This window comes from Syntrophales bacterium (assembly GCA_026417625.1).
Taxonomy (GTDB): domain Bacteria; phylum Desulfobacterota; class Syntrophia; order Syntrophales; family UBA8958; genus JAOACW01.
In genome coordinates this window covers 16,231-31,502 of the sequence record JAOACW010000011.1, presented here as the reverse complement: position 1 = coordinate 31,502, position 15,272 = coordinate 16,231, and the positions used below count along the sequence as shown (strand labels likewise).

Annotated in this window: 17 protein-coding genes; 11 read left to right on the top strand and 6 right to left on the bottom strand. The window is 43.8% G+C overall.

Annotated features, from left to right (window positions below):
• Nucleotides 1–9: 9 nt before the first annotated feature.
• Nucleotides 10–795: a sugar phosphate isomerase/epimerase gene (locus N2317_07535; GenBank protein MCX7817345.1), complete on the bottom strand. Its 786-nt coding sequence runs from the start codon at nucleotides 793–795 to the stop codon at nucleotides 10–12.
• Nucleotides 796–939: 144 nt separating this feature from the next.
• Complete coding sequence (locus N2317_07530; GenBank protein ID MCX7817344.1) at nucleotides 940–1,140, bottom strand: cold-shock protein; 201 nt, start codon at nucleotides 1,138–1,140, stop codon at nucleotides 940–942.
• Nucleotides 1,141–1,309: 169 nt separating this feature from the next.
• Between N2317_07530 and rsfS the strand changes: the two genes are divergently transcribed.
• From rsfS to priA, 5 genes are all read left to right on the top strand, one after another.
• The gene (rsfS, locus tag N2317_07525; GenBank protein ID MCX7817343.1) at nucleotides 1,310–1,720 is read left to right on the top strand and encodes a ribosome silencing factor; all 411 of its coding nucleotides are present in this window, start codon (nucleotides 1,310–1,312) and stop codon (nucleotides 1,718–1,720) included.
• Nucleotides 1,717–2,469, top strand: coding sequence for a ComF family protein (locus N2317_07520; protein ID MCX7817342.1), 753 nt, complete (start codon nucleotides 1,717–1,719; stop codon nucleotides 2,467–2,469). The genes rsfS and N2317_07520 overlap by 4 nt, the downstream gene beginning before the upstream one ends.
• Before the next feature lies 1 nt (nucleotide 2,470).
• Entirely contained in the window at nucleotides 2,471–2,953 is a 483-nt protein-coding gene (gene rfaE2, locus N2317_07515; protein ID MCX7817341.1) for a D-glycero-beta-D-manno-heptose 1-phosphate adenylyltransferase, read from the top strand.
• Between the two features lie 82 nt (nucleotides 2,954–3,035).
• Nucleotides 3,036–3,404 (top strand): RNA polymerase-binding protein DksA, encoded by a 369-nt coding sequence (dksA, locus tag N2317_07510; protein ID MCX7817340.1) that lies wholly within the window; start codon nucleotides 3,036–3,038, stop codon nucleotides 3,402–3,404.
• Nucleotides 3,405–5,453 (top strand): primosomal protein N', encoded by a 2,049-nt coding sequence (priA, locus tag N2317_07505; protein ID MCX7817339.1) that lies wholly within the window; start codon nucleotides 3,405–3,407, stop codon nucleotides 5,451–5,453.
• Between the two features lie 3 nt (nucleotides 5,454–5,456).
• Here priA and N2317_07500 read toward each other — a convergent pair whose 3' ends face one another.
• Entirely contained in the window at nucleotides 5,457–5,954 is a 498-nt protein-coding gene (locus N2317_07500) for a zinc ribbon domain-containing protein (protein ID MCX7817338.1), read from the bottom strand.
• Nucleotides 5,955–5,982: 28 nt separating this feature from the next.
• Nucleotides 5,983–6,522: an LOG family protein gene (locus N2317_07495; protein ID MCX7817337.1), complete on the bottom strand. Its 540-nt coding sequence runs from the start codon at nucleotides 6,520–6,522 to the stop codon at nucleotides 5,983–5,985.
• A gap of 59 nt (nucleotides 6,523–6,581) precedes the next feature.
• Here N2317_07495 and N2317_07490 point away from each other — a divergent pair, with 59 nt between their 5' ends.
• Nucleotides 6,582–7,907 (top strand): D-alanyl-D-alanine carboxypeptidase, encoded by a 1,326-nt coding sequence (locus tag N2317_07490; protein MCX7817336.1) that lies wholly within the window; start codon nucleotides 6,582–6,584, stop codon nucleotides 7,905–7,907.
• 51 nt (nucleotides 7,908–7,958) lie between these two features.
• Complete coding sequence (locus N2317_07485; GenBank protein MCX7817335.1) at nucleotides 7,959–8,348, top strand: RidA family protein; 390 nt, start codon at nucleotides 7,959–7,961, stop codon at nucleotides 8,346–8,348.
• A gap of 3 nt (nucleotides 8,349–8,351) precedes the next feature.
• Here N2317_07485 and N2317_07480 read toward each other — a convergent pair whose 3' ends face one another.
• On the bottom strand, nucleotides 8,352–9,914 hold the full coding sequence (locus tag N2317_07480; protein MCX7817334.1) for an NAD(P)H-hydrate dehydratase: 1,563 nt from the start codon (nucleotides 9,912–9,914) through the stop codon (nucleotides 8,352–8,354).
• Between the two features lie 97 nt (nucleotides 9,915–10,011).
• Here N2317_07480 and N2317_07475 point away from each other — a divergent pair, with 97 nt between their 5' ends.
• Together N2317_07475 and N2317_07470 are read left to right on the top strand one after the other, a co-directional pair.
• Entirely contained in the window at nucleotides 10,012–10,590 is a 579-nt protein-coding gene (locus tag N2317_07475; GenBank protein MCX7817333.1) for a hypothetical protein, read from the top strand.
• A gap of 19 nt (nucleotides 10,591–10,609) precedes the next feature.
• Nucleotides 10,610–12,394, top strand: a complete 1,785-nt coding sequence (locus tag N2317_07470) for a transglutaminase-like domain-containing protein (protein MCX7817332.1) — start codon at nucleotides 10,610–10,612, stop codon at nucleotides 12,392–12,394.
• A gap of 324 nt (nucleotides 12,395–12,718) precedes the next feature.
• Here the strand turns inward: N2317_07470 and N2317_07465 are convergent, their stop codons facing one another.
• On the bottom strand, nucleotides 12,719–13,900 hold the full coding sequence (locus N2317_07465) for a CoA transferase (protein MCX7817331.1): 1,182 nt from the start codon (nucleotides 13,898–13,900) through the stop codon (nucleotides 12,719–12,721).
• A gap of 130 nt (nucleotides 13,901–14,030) precedes the next feature.
• Between N2317_07465 and nikR the strand changes: the two genes are divergently transcribed.
• Nucleotides 14,031–14,441: a nickel-responsive transcriptional regulator NikR gene (nikR, locus tag N2317_07460; GenBank protein ID MCX7817330.1), complete on the top strand. Its 411-nt coding sequence runs from the start codon at nucleotides 14,031–14,033 to the stop codon at nucleotides 14,439–14,441.
• Between the two features lie 49 nt (nucleotides 14,442–14,490).
• Complete coding sequence (locus N2317_07455; GenBank protein MCX7817329.1) at nucleotides 14,491–15,171, top strand: TonB family protein; 681 nt, start codon at nucleotides 14,491–14,493, stop codon at nucleotides 15,169–15,171.
• Nucleotides 15,172–15,272: the final 101 nt, after the last annotated feature.

The window sequence follows — 15,272 nt, the reverse complement described above, 5'->3', positions numbered from 1 at the left end:
CCTAAAGATCTATGGCAGAGTAAATTTTCGAAGGTTGTTGAGAAACTTGTTAAGGGTGCTTTCACTGTGGGCTTCCAGGGTGAGTATTGGTTTAATGTTTTTTTTCTTCAAAAGGGTGAGCATGTACTCAAACGGAAAGGTGCCTTCACCTATCGGTAGATGTTGGTCCGTTTCACCCAAGTTGTCGTGGAGATGAATTTCCTCCATGTAGGGGGCTAGATCTTCTATCCATGACTCCAAGGGTACTTTTGAAAAGCAGTTGAAGTGTCCAGTGTCAAAACAGAAACGCAATCGGGGAGATGAACAGATCTCCAGTACACGCCGTAGAGGCCTTGGGTGTGTTTCATAAACATTCTCCAAACATATTACGGTTTCTGTGTCGTTGATCAATGATATAAGGTACGACCATGTTGAAAGACTGTTTTCGACCCAGAGGTCTTCCGTAGATGAGTAGTACCGCGGATCAAAGGAAGGATGACATACGATTGTCCGAGGATGGAATACCGGAATTAGTTTAATGACCTGTACTATTCTTTCGATGGATATCTGTCTTATCTTCGGATCGAGTGCGCCCGGTCTGAGGTCCATATAAGGGGCATGGATGGTGACTGAAAGATCGAATTTTTTTACAAGGCTTCCGATGAACTCCAGTTCACTGCGATTATAACTATCGAGCATTTGGGCATTGAAGTATATTTCGGGATTTATCTTTTTTTCCAGAATTAAACTCTTATGGTGTTCTAGAAGGTATGTGAAGGGCACATGGATCTGAACATTGCGTGGGATGGCATCCATGGGTGGTATATCTACCACATGCCCGTGTTCAAAACAACGATGAATTTTGAAAGGAGAATGAGCTTATTAGTTAGAAAGGGGATAGTTGGATTAGGTACCGGATAAACGGCAGAAGATAGTCGCCGTTTATCCGGTATGGAGAGCTTACAGGGGTTTTACGTTTATAGCGGCGGGACCTTTTTTCCCTTGAGTAATTTCAAAACGTACCCTTTGCCCTTCAGTTAGTGTGCGGAAGCCACTTCCTTGAATGGCAGTGTAGTGTACAAATACGTCACCACCTCCATCTTTCTCAATGAAACCAAAACCTTTCTGCTCACTGAACCACTTAACTCTTCCTTCTGTCATCCTTACTTCCTTTCTTTTTAGTAAATTTGCCACTCCCAAATTGATGAGTGAGGAGTGGCTAATCATTTTACTTAATGACATAACAAGTGCACTAAAGACTTTTTTAGGTAAAAAGTCAAGCTTTTTATGTTGGTTGACACAATTTTTTGCATATACTATTAGAATGTCGATGGTAAGCAAAAAAGTGGAGGAAGGATTGCAGGAAAGAGTATTACGGTGTGTCAATTCTGCGCTAAAGCGCAAGGCCAGACGGCTTACGGTTTTGGATGTCCAGGGTTATTCTTCTTTTGCAGATTTTATCATAATATGCAGTGGATCCTCTGACAGGCAGGTAAAGGCCATCGCTTCGTGGATCCGGGAGGATCTTGAACGATATGGTATGACTCCCCTCGGCGTGGAAGGAGAACAGCATGGGCGATGGATTTTGATGGATTATGAAGATATTATAATTCATATCTTCCTGGACCCCGTAAGGGAGTTCTATGATATCGAAAGATTGTGGATAGATGTACCTAAGGTTACTCTTGATGATGATACTGTGGAATTAAAAACTTTATCAGGATTAAAAGTGGTTCATTGATCCCGTCTATCGTTATAGAAAATATCAGAAAATCTGTAGCGGCTATTATTGAAGTTGTTTATCCGAGGCGGTGTTTTTCCTGTGGAGCGCAGATGAGTTCTGACATTGACCAACCTTTTTGCATAAATTGTATCCGCAGTATAAAAATCATAGGTTCGCCCATTTGTTTGCGCTGTGGCCTTCCCTTTGAGTCTTCAATAACCGTAGACCACCTGTGTAGCCAGTGCGTATCTAAGGTACACACTGTTGATGAGGTTCGTTCTCTATGCAGGTATGAGGGTACGTTTCTCAAGCTCATCCATGATTTTAAATACAGGGGCAATACGATACTTGGAAGTGTTTTGGGAGAGTGGTTGGCGACAAACACGTATCCGCATTTTTCTATTGAAGAATATGAAGTTATCATACCTGTTCCACTACACAGGTGGCGTCTATACCGGAGAGGGTTTAACCAGGCTGTGATTCTTGCTCGTGCCGTGGCTGACCGGTTTGGAATTCCCCTCGATTTTGAGGTTCTCGTTAGAAGGAGACACGGTGAACCACAAACGTCCTTGGATCGAAAAGCACGAAGACAGAACGTAAAGGGGGTTTTTGAGGTCCTGGATGGTAGTAGGATTTGCGGATCTAAAGTACTTCTCATCGATGATGTTTATACAACGGGTAGCACCCTTGAGGAGTGTGCGAAAGTGTTAAAAGCACATGGTGTTCGGAAGGTTGGAGCCCTTACTTTGGCACGGGTGGTGTCGTGAGATGAAGATGAACAAGATCTTTGCTTGGGATGAATTGAAGAGACGGTTGGATATTATCCGGCAGGAGGGAAAGAAAGTTGTTTTTACAAATGGATGTTTTGACCTACTCCATGTAGGGCACATACGCTACTTGAAGGAGGCAAAGAAACAGGGTGATGTTCTCGTGGTGGCTTTAAACAGTGATGTTTCCGTACGTTGTTTAAAAGGGGATAAAAGGCCGATAATACCCCTCTCGGAAAGAATGGAAATTGTAGCGGCGCTGGAAATGGTGGATTTTGTAACTTTTTTTAACGAGCCCACGCCAGAAGAGTTAATAAGGTTCATCGAACCCGATGTTCTAGTAAAAGGTGGGGATTGGAGCGAAGATACGATAGTGGGAGGTGATTTTGTGAGGTCCCGAGGGGGAAGAGTTGTAGCTCTCACTTATGTAGAGGGAAGGTCTACTTCTGATCTTATAAGTCAAATTGTTACCCGTTACAGATAGTATCAGTCCTAATTATATTTTTCTTTACTTTTTTCCCTTCGTTATGTAAGAACACACTTCCAAAAAAATTTAGGTGAGTGGTATGCCTCTTAAGCCAGAGCGTTTGGAATTTTTCCGATACATGCTTACTCAGGAAATAAATAAACTCCTCAGTGAAGCGGAGAAGACTGTTTCGGAAATGACTAGTGCGAAGGAAAATTTTCCGGATCCTAATGACCGTGCCTCTTTAGAGTCGGATCGAAATTTCGAATTGAGGATACGTGATCGGGAGAGAAAGCTGATTGCTAAAATGAGGGAAGCGTTACAGCGGATCGATAACGGGACTTATGGAATTTGCGAGATGTGTGGAGGAGAGATTTCAGAGAAGCGTCTTCTTGCAAGGCCAGTAACCACTTTGTGTATTGATTGTAAAACTAAACAGGAGAAGATGGAAAAATTAATGGGAGAATAAGTGGGATATTCTTCTGGCTCAGGGAACACTGATGTGAAATTTGCCCATGTGGCCCTGAACATTCCCACAGATAAGACTTTTGTCTATATTGTCCCCCCCTATTTAAAAGAAAAGATTAAAGTAGGCAGTAAAGTTCTTGTACCCTTCGGTCCTCGTCAATTACAGGGTTATGTTGTGTCCATTGATGATGTGTGTGAATTTCCAGCCCCAAGGGAGATTCTGACTGTAATCGGTGATGAGACTTGGTTTGATGAGGAGGAGCTGTCTTTTTACAGCTGGATTGCCGATTATTACCTTTACCCCTTAGGTAAGGTGTTCGCAGAAATTATACCCAGTAATAGGAGGGTAAGGGGTGCGCCCACTGGGACGAGTTGTTCAAATACTACTAAGATTGAGGCTTTTACTTACGCTGATGTGAAACTTAATGATCATCAGCAAAGAGCTTTCAAGGAGATCTGTGAAGGGATTTGTTCGAGGAAATTCTGCTCTTTTCTTCTTCACGGGTCCATAGGAAGCGGAAAAACTGAGTTACATATTCAGCTTGTTCGTGAGGTGTTAAAGAACGGAGGTGGAATTATATATCTTGTGCCCGAGATTGGTTTCACACCTTATTTATTGAAGCGCATCAAAGGTTGTTTCCCAGATGAACCTATTGCATTGTTTCACAGTGGTGTATCCCGTGGCAAGAGGGCAAGTATGTGGAGCCTCCTCCGCAATGGAGAGGTAAGATTCGTACTTGGAACCAGGTCAGCTCTTTTTGCGCCGGTGAGAGGGTTACGGCTGTTGATTGTAGAAGAAGAACATGATGAATCGTATAAACAGGACGCGAAGCTTTGTTACAATGCCCGGGATCTTGCTATCCAGAGGGCACGATTGGCGAACGCTGTGGTTGTGCTGAGTTCAGCAACTCCGTCGGTGGAGTCCTATTTTCAGATGATAAAAGGTGAACATGGATATTTTTTCCTCCCGCCTCGTGAGGATAATCATCCGTTACCGGAAATTACCATAGTGGACATGAGGCGGGAAAGAAAAAAGATGAAGGAGGAGGAACCACTGATTATATCCAACTTTCTTTTTCAGGCTATACGGGATGTTCTCAACAGAGGAAAGCAAGTATTGCTCCTTCTCAATCGGCGTGGTTTTCACACGGTGAAGATCTGCAGGATGTGTAATGAGGCGTTGCGCTGTAATAGTTGTTCTTCAACTTTAACTTTTCATGCTGACAATGATGCGCTGAAGTGTCACTACTGTAGTTTTTCTATGAAGGATACGTTGCGTTGCCCCTATTGTAGTGGTGGACCGGTAGTGAGTTACGGTTATGGAACGGAGCTGCTGGAGGCTATTATGCGCAGGCACTTTCCCCACAGTCGTATTGTCAGGATGGATCGTGATACGGTAACCCGCAGGGCTGTATATGACAAGATTCTTTTATCATTGGAGAGGGGAGAGATAGATATATTGATTGGTACTCAGATGGTTGTAAAGGAGCATGATTTTTCTGGAGTTGTTCTTGTAGGAGTTGTTTCTGCAGATACAGCTTTAAACCTACCTGATTTTCGCGCCTCAGAGAGAACATTTCAGCTGTTGGGCCAAGTTGTCGGTATGGTAGGCAGAGAAGCAGAACCTGCACGTGTCGTAATTCAGACGTTTAATCCCGAGCATTACACGGTTAAGTGGATCAAACACCGTGATTTTTCAAGATTTTTTGAGGACGAAATTGCTATTAGAGAATCCCTTAATTTTCCACCATTTTCGAGGTTAATCCAGATCTGGATTACATGTCCCCACGTGGAGAAAGGTGCTGTCGAAGCGAAACGTATTGGAGAAGAAGCACGTAAACTTGCTGATACTTGTAACTTCAATCAGACTTTAGAGATTATTGGTCCAGCAGAAGCACCTATTTTTAAGCTAAGGGGTCGGTATCGCTGGCATATGCTGCTTAAAGGTAATTCTGAAGACCTGCATCTTTTAGCTAAGAATCTTCTGGCCATTAAAGTGCGTTCTGGTGTTAGCGTTAAGGCAGATGTGGATCCTATAAGTTTTTTGTAATGATCAGAGTTCATATATTGTTTCATCAACCTTTGGTTTTTTCTGTCTCTTCCCCAGCTTTGGTGATTGGGTTGTGAATAGGAGGGGTTCCTCTTCTTCCAAAAGGGAACCCATTTCTTCTTCAATCTTTTCTGGGTCTTCACCCAACTCTAAACGCCTTATAGCTTCTTCCATGGCGGGACCGAAACGCATCCCCGCTGCTTCGGAGAGTTTTCTCATCAGGCTGGCCGCTCGCCTTGGATCTTCATCGTCAACATGTTCTACCTCACTCGCAATTGCTTCAATAGCTTTTTCCATACGTTCCTCATCAATTGGTGGTGTGTCTGGAACGTCTTCGCTTTCTTTACTGATCCTCGATATTTTGGCGAATAACGACACTTGCCGCTTCAGTGCGACATTTTTACATTTTGGGCACATAGGTATTTTATCCGTGTTCACCCGTTTGGAAAAGAAGTTAAAGATTGTGTTGCATTGCGTGCATAAAAACTCGTAAATGGGCATGTATCCCCCCGATATTTCTAATAAGTGCTTATCCCACGAACGGCGGCGGATAATCCTCTATTTTAGATGTCGTCAACAGTTTGTCCACTGACACCAGAGCTTCCTCCACGCTCTTGACATGTGTGTAATATAGGTTTCCCTTTATAAAATCAGGAGGAGAAATATGTAAGCCTACAACAGGCGTTCCGGCTTTCAAAGCGAGAGCCAATTCTGAGAAGGTTCCTGGTCCTCCCGGCATAATCACTACCACGTGGGGAGTTTTTACGTTTATGACGTTGCGGGCGTCCATAAGACCTGTGTAAATGGGTATGTCTACGAATTCGTTTGGATATCCCCGCATGGGATGTGTCCTGTCGTTGGGTAAAATCGCAATAACGAGACCACCCGCTCTCCAAGCACCCTCAGAGGCAGCCCTCATAACGCCAGGTCCACCACCGGTGAGGAGTACATATCCTCTTTTTGCAATACCCTCCCCCAGGAGATACGCTTCTTGTAGAAGGTTTCCTTTGATGTCGGAACCGCCCATAACACCCACAATCGGGGGTTTTCTTTTAATAGTGATGGACATGGTTTGTGTTATAGGTTAAAAAACTCTACTCGTCAAGTTATCCCATTGCTGAGGAAGCCATGCATCATTTTGTTATGAGGATAGCTGCCTTTTTCATTACAGTTGTTTTGTTTTTGCCGTCTTGCCTCTTTGGAGCAAACGAGAAGATTCTCCCTGGAGAAGTTCTCGTTGTTTTGGGTAAACCTATTTATAGGTATGCGAAATGGGGGATCCACGTAGTGGATATCGAAACGAACGAAATTCTATATTCCTTGAATGCTGGAGAGTTTTTCCATCCCGCTTCGATAACTAAGTTGTTCACTGCGGCGGCTGCATTAGAGCACCTCGGTGGAGATTATAGAGTAAAAACCACCGTTCTTGGTGATGGGTTTTTGGACAGAAGGGGGACATTTCACGGAAATCTTATAATTGTACCGAGAGGAGATGTGTTTTTAAATGGTTGGAAAAAAATGTTTGGCAGTAACCATGGGGAAGGTCTGTCGCTACCAAGTGGTCTTAAAACTATTGTTCTTTCTTTAAAGAGTAAGGGGATTAACAGAATTGTGGGCAACGTACTCGTGGATGATCGAGTGTTCGAGCGGAGGAGTATTTATAGTCTTTTACGACCCGGAGTGTTTCTTTACACTATATCTCCTTCGTCTTTTGAAGGAAATACTAAGGAGCCTAGCCGGTATTTGCCGATTTTTTTTAAGAGAGCTTTGACTGAGGAGGGAATAAAGGTTCAACTACAAGAGGTGGGTGAAAGGAGTAAAAGGAAGAAGTTCTCTAGAAAGAAAGAGGTGCTTGTGGAATATGAATCTCCTCCGCTTAGGGAGTATCTCAAGGTGATCATTAAGTACAGTCATAATCCAGGTGCGGATATGATTCCCATGTTGCTTGCGTTAGAAGATGGTAAGAGAACTTTCGAAGAGGGGATACGGAGGTTGACAGATGTATTGTTGATGGCCCGTATTGACGCGATGGCTGTTTCCTTTGGCGATTGTTCTGGCATTTCTCCAGCCAATCTTCTAACCCCAGAGAGTGTGGTTAAACTGCTCGTTTTTATGAATGCCCATAGGGAGACAAAGGCGTTTAAAGAGTGTTTATCTGTCCTAGGTGTTGATGGCACGTTACAGAGCGTTGTTGGCAAAGAGAGTCCCATATATGGTAAGTTAATCGGTAAAACGGGAACTTTGAAGTCATTCGACGTTCTAAATAACACCAGTTTGATTAAATCCAAGGGTGTGGCAGGATATATAACCACTGTGAAGGGACGCAATTTGGCCTTGGTAATAATAGTTAACAATGTTCATCTACCGGACGCACAAGACGCACCCTCTTCTGGCCTTGATGATGTGGGTAGAGATCTGATTAGAATTGCGGAGATTATACATGCGAAGAATTGACTCAGGGGGAGTGACTTAAAGTAATAACATGATGATAAGGAGGGCCGAGTTATGAAAAAAAATGCGATCATTTGCGAAACTGTTCCCGCAATTGGACCCTATTCTTCAGCAGTTGAGGCGGGTCCATTTATTTTCTGTTCGGGACAGATTCCCATCGATCCAAAGACGGGAGAAGTTGTGACGGGCAATGTTGCCAAAGCGGCCGAACAGGCGTTGAACAACTTGAGAGAGGTTCTTAGGTCGGCTGGTGTGGACCTTGAGGATGTTGTAAAAGTAACCCTTTTTCTAGTTGATATGGATGATTTCCCTGTGGTGAATGAGATATACGCCCGTTTCTTTGAGAGGGATTACCCCGCAAGGACAACGGTTCAAGTGGCCCGGCTGCCGAGAAATGCTCAAATAGAGATTGAGGCTATTGCAATGAGGCAGTCGTGGAAATAAAATTCAGATTTCAGTGTAGGCCTTTTCCACAGGTTGCTTCAAGCGTTCTTCTTGAAGTGCGTAAGGCAGAGTTTCCATAATATCTGAAGCGGTGATGCCATCCATGCCCAGACGGGAGGCAGCAATATCTCCGGCACGGCCGTGTATGTAAACACCTTTGGCTACCGCATCTTCGATGGATAAACCGGACCCGTACATGGCTGCAATTGTTCCTGTGAGCACATCACCGGACCCTGCCGTCGCCATCCCTGCGTTTCCTGTCGTGTTGATCAGTACTCGTCCATCAGGATACCCAATTAATGTGTGAGCCCCCTTGAGTACGATGATAGAACGCAGTTTATCAGATGTTTTTCTTAGGATCTCTACTCTGTCTTTTGTTAATTCATGAATGGTCATCTTTGTTAGACGGGTCATTTCCCCCGGATGGGGGGTAATAATAGTGGGTTTTTCTCTTGACCTTATAACATCCTGTGAGTCAGCAATGGCCGTTATGCCATCACCATCGATGAGAAGTGGTTTTTTAATTTCAGCGGTGAGGCTGCGAACGAGCTTTTTTGTTTCCTCGTGAAGGGATAGACCCGGTCCAACAACAACAATATCCACTCTATCAGCAAGAGAAAGTAATTTATCCAGGTTGCTGTATGCGATTGTACCCTCATTGGTTTCATCTTGTGGTAGAAATACAATTTCACTGCCGCCCCGGGAGAGAAAGCCTACTATTGAACGAGGAGTTGCGAGACGGGAATATCCACCTCCTGCTTTGTAGAAGGACATGGCTGCAAGATACGGAGCTCCATAGTATCCGGATGATCCGGCTATGAAGAGACAGTCTCCAACACTGCCTTTGTGTGCTTCGGGATCTCGTGGTGGTAAAGGTGGAGGCTCGTTAACGGCAACTTTCAGTGAGTCCTTTTCCAGAAGTTCAGGTGGCAAGGATATATTACTTATGTACAATTTGCCTCCCATTTTGAATCCTGGGTATAGAAGGTTCCCTAGTTTTGGTAAACCAAAAGTCACCGTTGCATGAGCTTTAATTGCTGTACCCATGATAATACCCGTATTCCCATTTACCCCTGATGGGATGTCGAGACTTAGCACTTTTTTCCCACTTTCATTGATGGTCTCAATAATCTCTCTGATGTAACCATCAATCGGACGTGAAAGGCCTGTGCCGAAAATGGCGTCAATTATGCAATCACACTCTGAGAGATCTTTGCTGAGTAGTTCTTGGGAGGGGTTTATGTGAACCGGTATATTTAAATTTTTGACTATTTGAAAGTTGAGCTGTGTTGCCCCCTTGAACTGAGTGTGAGATCCTACTATGAAAACACGAACATCACCACCTTGGGAATGTATTTTGCGGCTTACTACGAGTCCGTCACCTCCATTATTGCCCGTTCCGCATACTACAACGACTATTTTCCCTTTGATTTTACCTACTTCTCTCTCGATAACTTGATAGGCGGCGAGACCCGCATTTTCCATAAGGATTTCTTCTCTGATATTTAGATATTCAATTGCATATTTATCAATTTCTCTCATTTCGGAAACAGTAACTACTTTCATGATGGTAAACTCCCGAAACTTTCTGTTTGCTGATAAGTTATCTTTTCTGTTAGTATGGAATAAGAAGATAATCAATAGAGAAGTAAAGGGGGTAGTGATGTCACGTACAATCGGTGAGTGTCTGCTCTTTGATAAACCTGGACCTGGCAATACGAGGGATGTTTTGGAGGCGGTTTTGAGGACTGTTGTGACAACGGGGATTGATACAGTAGTGGTTCCATCCTGCACAGGAGAAACGGCCTTCATGGCAAGGGAGATACTGGGAGATAAGGCGCGTATAATTACAGTAACCCATGTTACAGGTTTTGTCGAACCGAATCTTCAGGAAATGGACTTAACTACTAGAAGAAAACTCGAGGGTATGGGTGTTACAGTATATACGGGACAACATGCCTTTGGTGGTGTGGGTAGAGCGGTGCGCCGTAAATTGGGTACGTATGAGCTTGAGGAGATCATAGCCTATACCTTAAGGGTTTTTGGTCAGGGTACAAAGGTGGCCATCGAAATAACGTTGATGGTAGCTGATGCTGGGCTTGTGCGAACTGATAAAGACGTTATAGCACTCGGTGGGACAGAGTCGGGAGTGGATACAGCCTTAATTTTAAAACCTGCCAACAGTTTTAATTTTTTTGACCTGAAGGTTAGGGAATTTATATGCAAACCGTGTGATTTTTAGAAATTTCCAGGGTAGAAAAATGAATAAGCACAATGTATCGTTGATTTTAGTTGTTTTACTCCTTCTAGTTTTCCCCGGGCATATCCGAAGCGAGAACTTCACGTTAACGGGTAATATGGAATCTTCGTTTATCTATGAACTTCAAGACAAGATCACGCTGGAGGGAGGAATAAACGAGCTTGTTTTGAGTTTTGTGATACCGGAGAGTTTCTCTTCGCCGACGTATAGCCAGGAGATAAGTGATTTTAGGTTGGTCTTCAATCCTGAGCCAGGAAGTCAGTCGAGATCAAATGACAAAAGGGGCAATACTATAGTAACGGCAACGTGGTTTTCGCCTCCCAGAAGTATAGACGCGCGACTCTCCTGTCATGTAAAAAGCGCAACTACTTTAAAAATCCTGGAAACAAGGGCACCGTTTCCACTGACTGAAATAAAAGGAGATCTTCAAGATTATTTGCGAGCTACGGAGCTTGTCCAATCCGATCACCCCAAGATAAAAGAATTGGCCGAAAAACTTACGAGGGGCGTGAATACAGAATTCGATGCAGTTTTGCGTATTGTTTCTTGGGTCGTAGACAATGTAAAGTACGTCACGCCTCCGGTTAGGTACGATGCCCTTTATACGTTAGAATCAGGGAAGGGTAACTGCCAAAACTATTCACACTTGAGTGCCGCACTGCTCCGGGCTTCGGGAATACCAGTACGCATTGTAAATGGTATTACTCTCAATCACCCCTATGATATCGAGTTGGAAAAGGGAACCTTAACACTAAAGATGGGTCAGGGGAGACATTCGTGGATTGAGGTGTGGTTTCCTGATCTGGGGTGGGCTCCTTTTGATCCTCAGAACACTGTTCTTTTTGTATCGAATCGCTTTATAAGGGTTGAGGTGGGAGTGGATAATAACGAAACTAAAAATGATGGCTTGCTCCGTTGGGCACAGTTGAAGGACGCAAAGCAACCCCTGCTTCAGGAAAATATATCTGTTTCTTTCAGATTGGACAAAATAAAAGTCGCGGGGGTTCGGGAATCTTATGGTCCTCGTAATCTCCTGTTAACGCCCAATGTAAAAGCCATGTTTGAACCAGTGAAAGTTGAACCTCCGCCACCGCTTCCTCCACCGCCGACGGAGGAGCAGAAGAAAAAGTTGCGTTACGAGATCCCTTACGTTTTTGGGAATCTGGAATTCCCTGAGGATGTGGATTTTGCTTTTCCTCGTACTACTCAGGAGACGGGATCGGGTACATTTGAGATGAGGAAGAATTTTTTTGTGGAGACAGCAGAGTATGTAACAACTAAACTAATTCAGTATGCACAGGTATTCATATTGAAGCGACCATTGAAGCTTCAGGAAGTAGCCCTTGCTCTTCATAATTTCGGTGGTGATGGTTGGCTGTGGGTAGATCTTTATAGAGACAACAAGGGAAAACCAGGGGAATTAATCGCAACCAGTGATATGGTACCCTTAGATGCATTGTCACTAAAGCCCGGCTACAGATGGACAGCCTTCGATTTCAGGAATGAAAGTCCGGAACTTATGCCTGGAGCGTACTGGATTGCCCTCGGATTTACAGGCAGTCCCATTGTTAATTGGTTTTACACCTATGGGAAACCTGTTGGTCCAGTGGATGGGACACGCTATAAGGGGGTTTATCAGGAGGATTGGAGTGGGGCCCTAAATTACGAGTTCAATTACAAAGTGACAGGGCTTACCGTTAAAGATTTTGAGAGCAGAGATGAAAAAGTTAACAATCCACCGTCATCTTTGAAAAAGGGAGGTCAAAGGGTAAAAAAGAAAAGTTAACCTTCTTATTGGATTGGGGAAAGGGAAAATAAAGTTCGAAGGTTCGACTGCACGCAGGGTCCAATGCCTTCTTCAAGAATTTGCCGTTCTAGGCATTGACTACCCTGCGTTTTAAGATTTCATTTTTAGCTTTTCTTGCTCGTTTTTACCTGAAATATTGAAATTTGCTGTTTGACTTTCGTGCTTTTACAGTTGGGACAGGTAACCTCTGTTTTACCGTGGTCGGAAATACGCTGAACTACAGAGAACTGATGTTTGCATCCCTCGCATTGATACTCATAGGTCGGCATACACATTCCTCCTTTCAGTTTATTTCCTCTGTTCTTATGAGAACAGACCCGTTTTTTGGAATTCGTCTATTTCTTCGTCTGTGTAACCGAGCTCCTTAAGTACCTCTCGGTTGTGGAATCCTGAGGGAACGGCTATGCTTTTATATTCTTGTTTGGTTTCTGAAAACCGGATGGGGTTAGCCAGTTGACGCACCGATCCCCCGTTTGGCAGAGGTACATCAACAACCATTTCTCTGGCCTTTACGTTTTCACTGTTGAACGCCTCTGTTAATGAAAGAACGGGTTCTACACAGCAGTCTTCGTTTTTAAAGATGGCCACCCATTCGTCCCGCGTTTTGGAGCGAAATATATCTCTGATCTCGTTCTTCACTTTGTCCAGGTTTTTGGGTACCACAGTTTCCTGGATTAAATCTGGTCTACCTATAGCACGGCAGAAAGCTGCAAAGAACTGAGGTTCCAGACTTCCCACGCTTATGTATTCTCCATCTTTTGTTTCGTAAAAATCGTAAAGAGATCCTCCGTTCAGCCAGTTACCCTCCCTACCCGGTTCTTTACCATCAACTAAAAAAGCTGCCCCGGCCATAGCGTTAAATGCCACAACTCCGTCTGTCATGGAGATATCTATGTACTGACCTTTTCCAGTTTTCATTCGGTATATAACTGACGCAAGGATTCCTAAAATAGCGTTGTAGGATCCAGAAGCGATATCGGCTATTTGCATCCCCGTTAGAACTGGTCCTGTTTCTTTTCGACCTGAATAAGACATCAAGCCGGAGAGGGCAAGATAGTTTATATCGTGCCCTGCCCTTTCCTTTAGGGGCCCTGTTTGTCCGTACCCACTTATGGAGCAATAGATAATAGCTGGATTTACCTTTTTAAGACTCTCGTAATCAAGCCCAAGTTTGGCCATTACTCCGGGGCGGAACTGTTCGACTATTATATCGTAATCCATGATCAACTGGTGAATTATCTTGATTCCTCTTGGATCTTTGAGATTCAAGGATAAGTTTCGTTTCCCCCTACCTAAATATGCAGACACGGCACCCATTTCCGTTCCTGGTATTTTGGGAGGCAGGAGCTCAACGAGGTCGGGACGAGATGGTGCAACTACTCGCAAGACATCGGCACCTAAATCTGCGAGGAACATGGTGGCATATGGGCCGGGTAGGAGAGTTGTAAAATCGAGGATCTTCAAACCAGTTAATGGGCCTGCCATTGCATCTTCTCCTTTTTTATTATGAGTACCCCTTATTAATTTAAATAATTAATGGTAAATGGGCAAGAGGAAAATAGTTGACAGTACGCCTTCGTAATGCTATGAAATTGTAAAAAGTAACACGATGGGCATGTCGGATCTTGTACGTTTCGGTATATCGGTTGATAGGTGGTTACTTGAGAGTTTTGATCAGCTGATCAGAAGAAGGCACTATACTAACAGGTCCGAGGCGATACGTGACCTTATACGTCAGGAACTGGCAAAGAAGGAGATTGAGGAGGACCGTGAAGTCGCAGGTGCAATAACGTTTATTTACGATCACCATCAGAGGGAACTGCTGAATAGAATAACAGATATTCAGCATAACTATTTAGAGGTAATTAAGTCTTCCCAGCACATCCATCTTGATCATCACAATTGTCTGGAAGTTGTTGCTGTAAAGGGGAGATTTTCTGTGATTGATAACCTGTTCAACTCTCTGAGATCGTTAAAAGGTGTTGTGAATGCATCGTTGAGTATTTCAACCAACGTGTCTAACTGAAATTTTATTGTCATTTCGTAGCACGTTTTTTATATAAATAACACAAATTATGGGGCAGTACTCGGGATTTTCAGAGAAAGAGATTGGTATAGTTTCGTCGATTGTTTTGCATCTTCTTGTTTTTTCGCTTTTTTTTATCGCCCCAGCTATTGGAGTTTCTACTCGCTCGGATACCATTCATGTGTCTTTAGTTTCTTATAGTGATCTTCGCAGGGAAAGTGATTTATCTCGGAGGGAAACTGTAAAAAAGAGCATACCCAAGTTATCTGATACGGTTCCTGATCAGGGGCGTGAGTTACCTTATACTTCTCCAATGCCGGTGAAAGATGTGCAGTCTGTGGAGTTAGAGAAAAAGGATGTGGTTCCGTCTGATGTTACAGCTGGAGTGAGTTCAAAAGATGTTACATCCGCCGCTGGATTTTCCGCATCAGGTCTAACAGTGTTAGATACGAGTTTTGGAAATTCAGAAGGACCTAAATTTCTCCACCAAGAAAAACCGGTGTATCCTTTTTTGGCCAAGCGGTTGGGCAGAGAGGGGCACGTTGTTTTGCGTCTTTTTATAGATAAGCACGGTGTTCTAAGACATGTTGAAGTTGTTCAACCTGGTGAACTTGGATTTACAGAAGCGGCAATAGAGGCTGTGAAAAGATCCACTTTCATTCCTGCCATACGTAATGGAAAGCACGTGGATTGTCGGGCATTACTGACAGTCTGGTTCAAACTAGAGTGAACATTGAGAGGGGGTGTTAAGGGTTAGGTCTGAAAGTTAGCGTACCGAGGTGTGAGATGGGGGCTGCGGATACCACCCCCACCTCGTTTTAAAGGTGATTG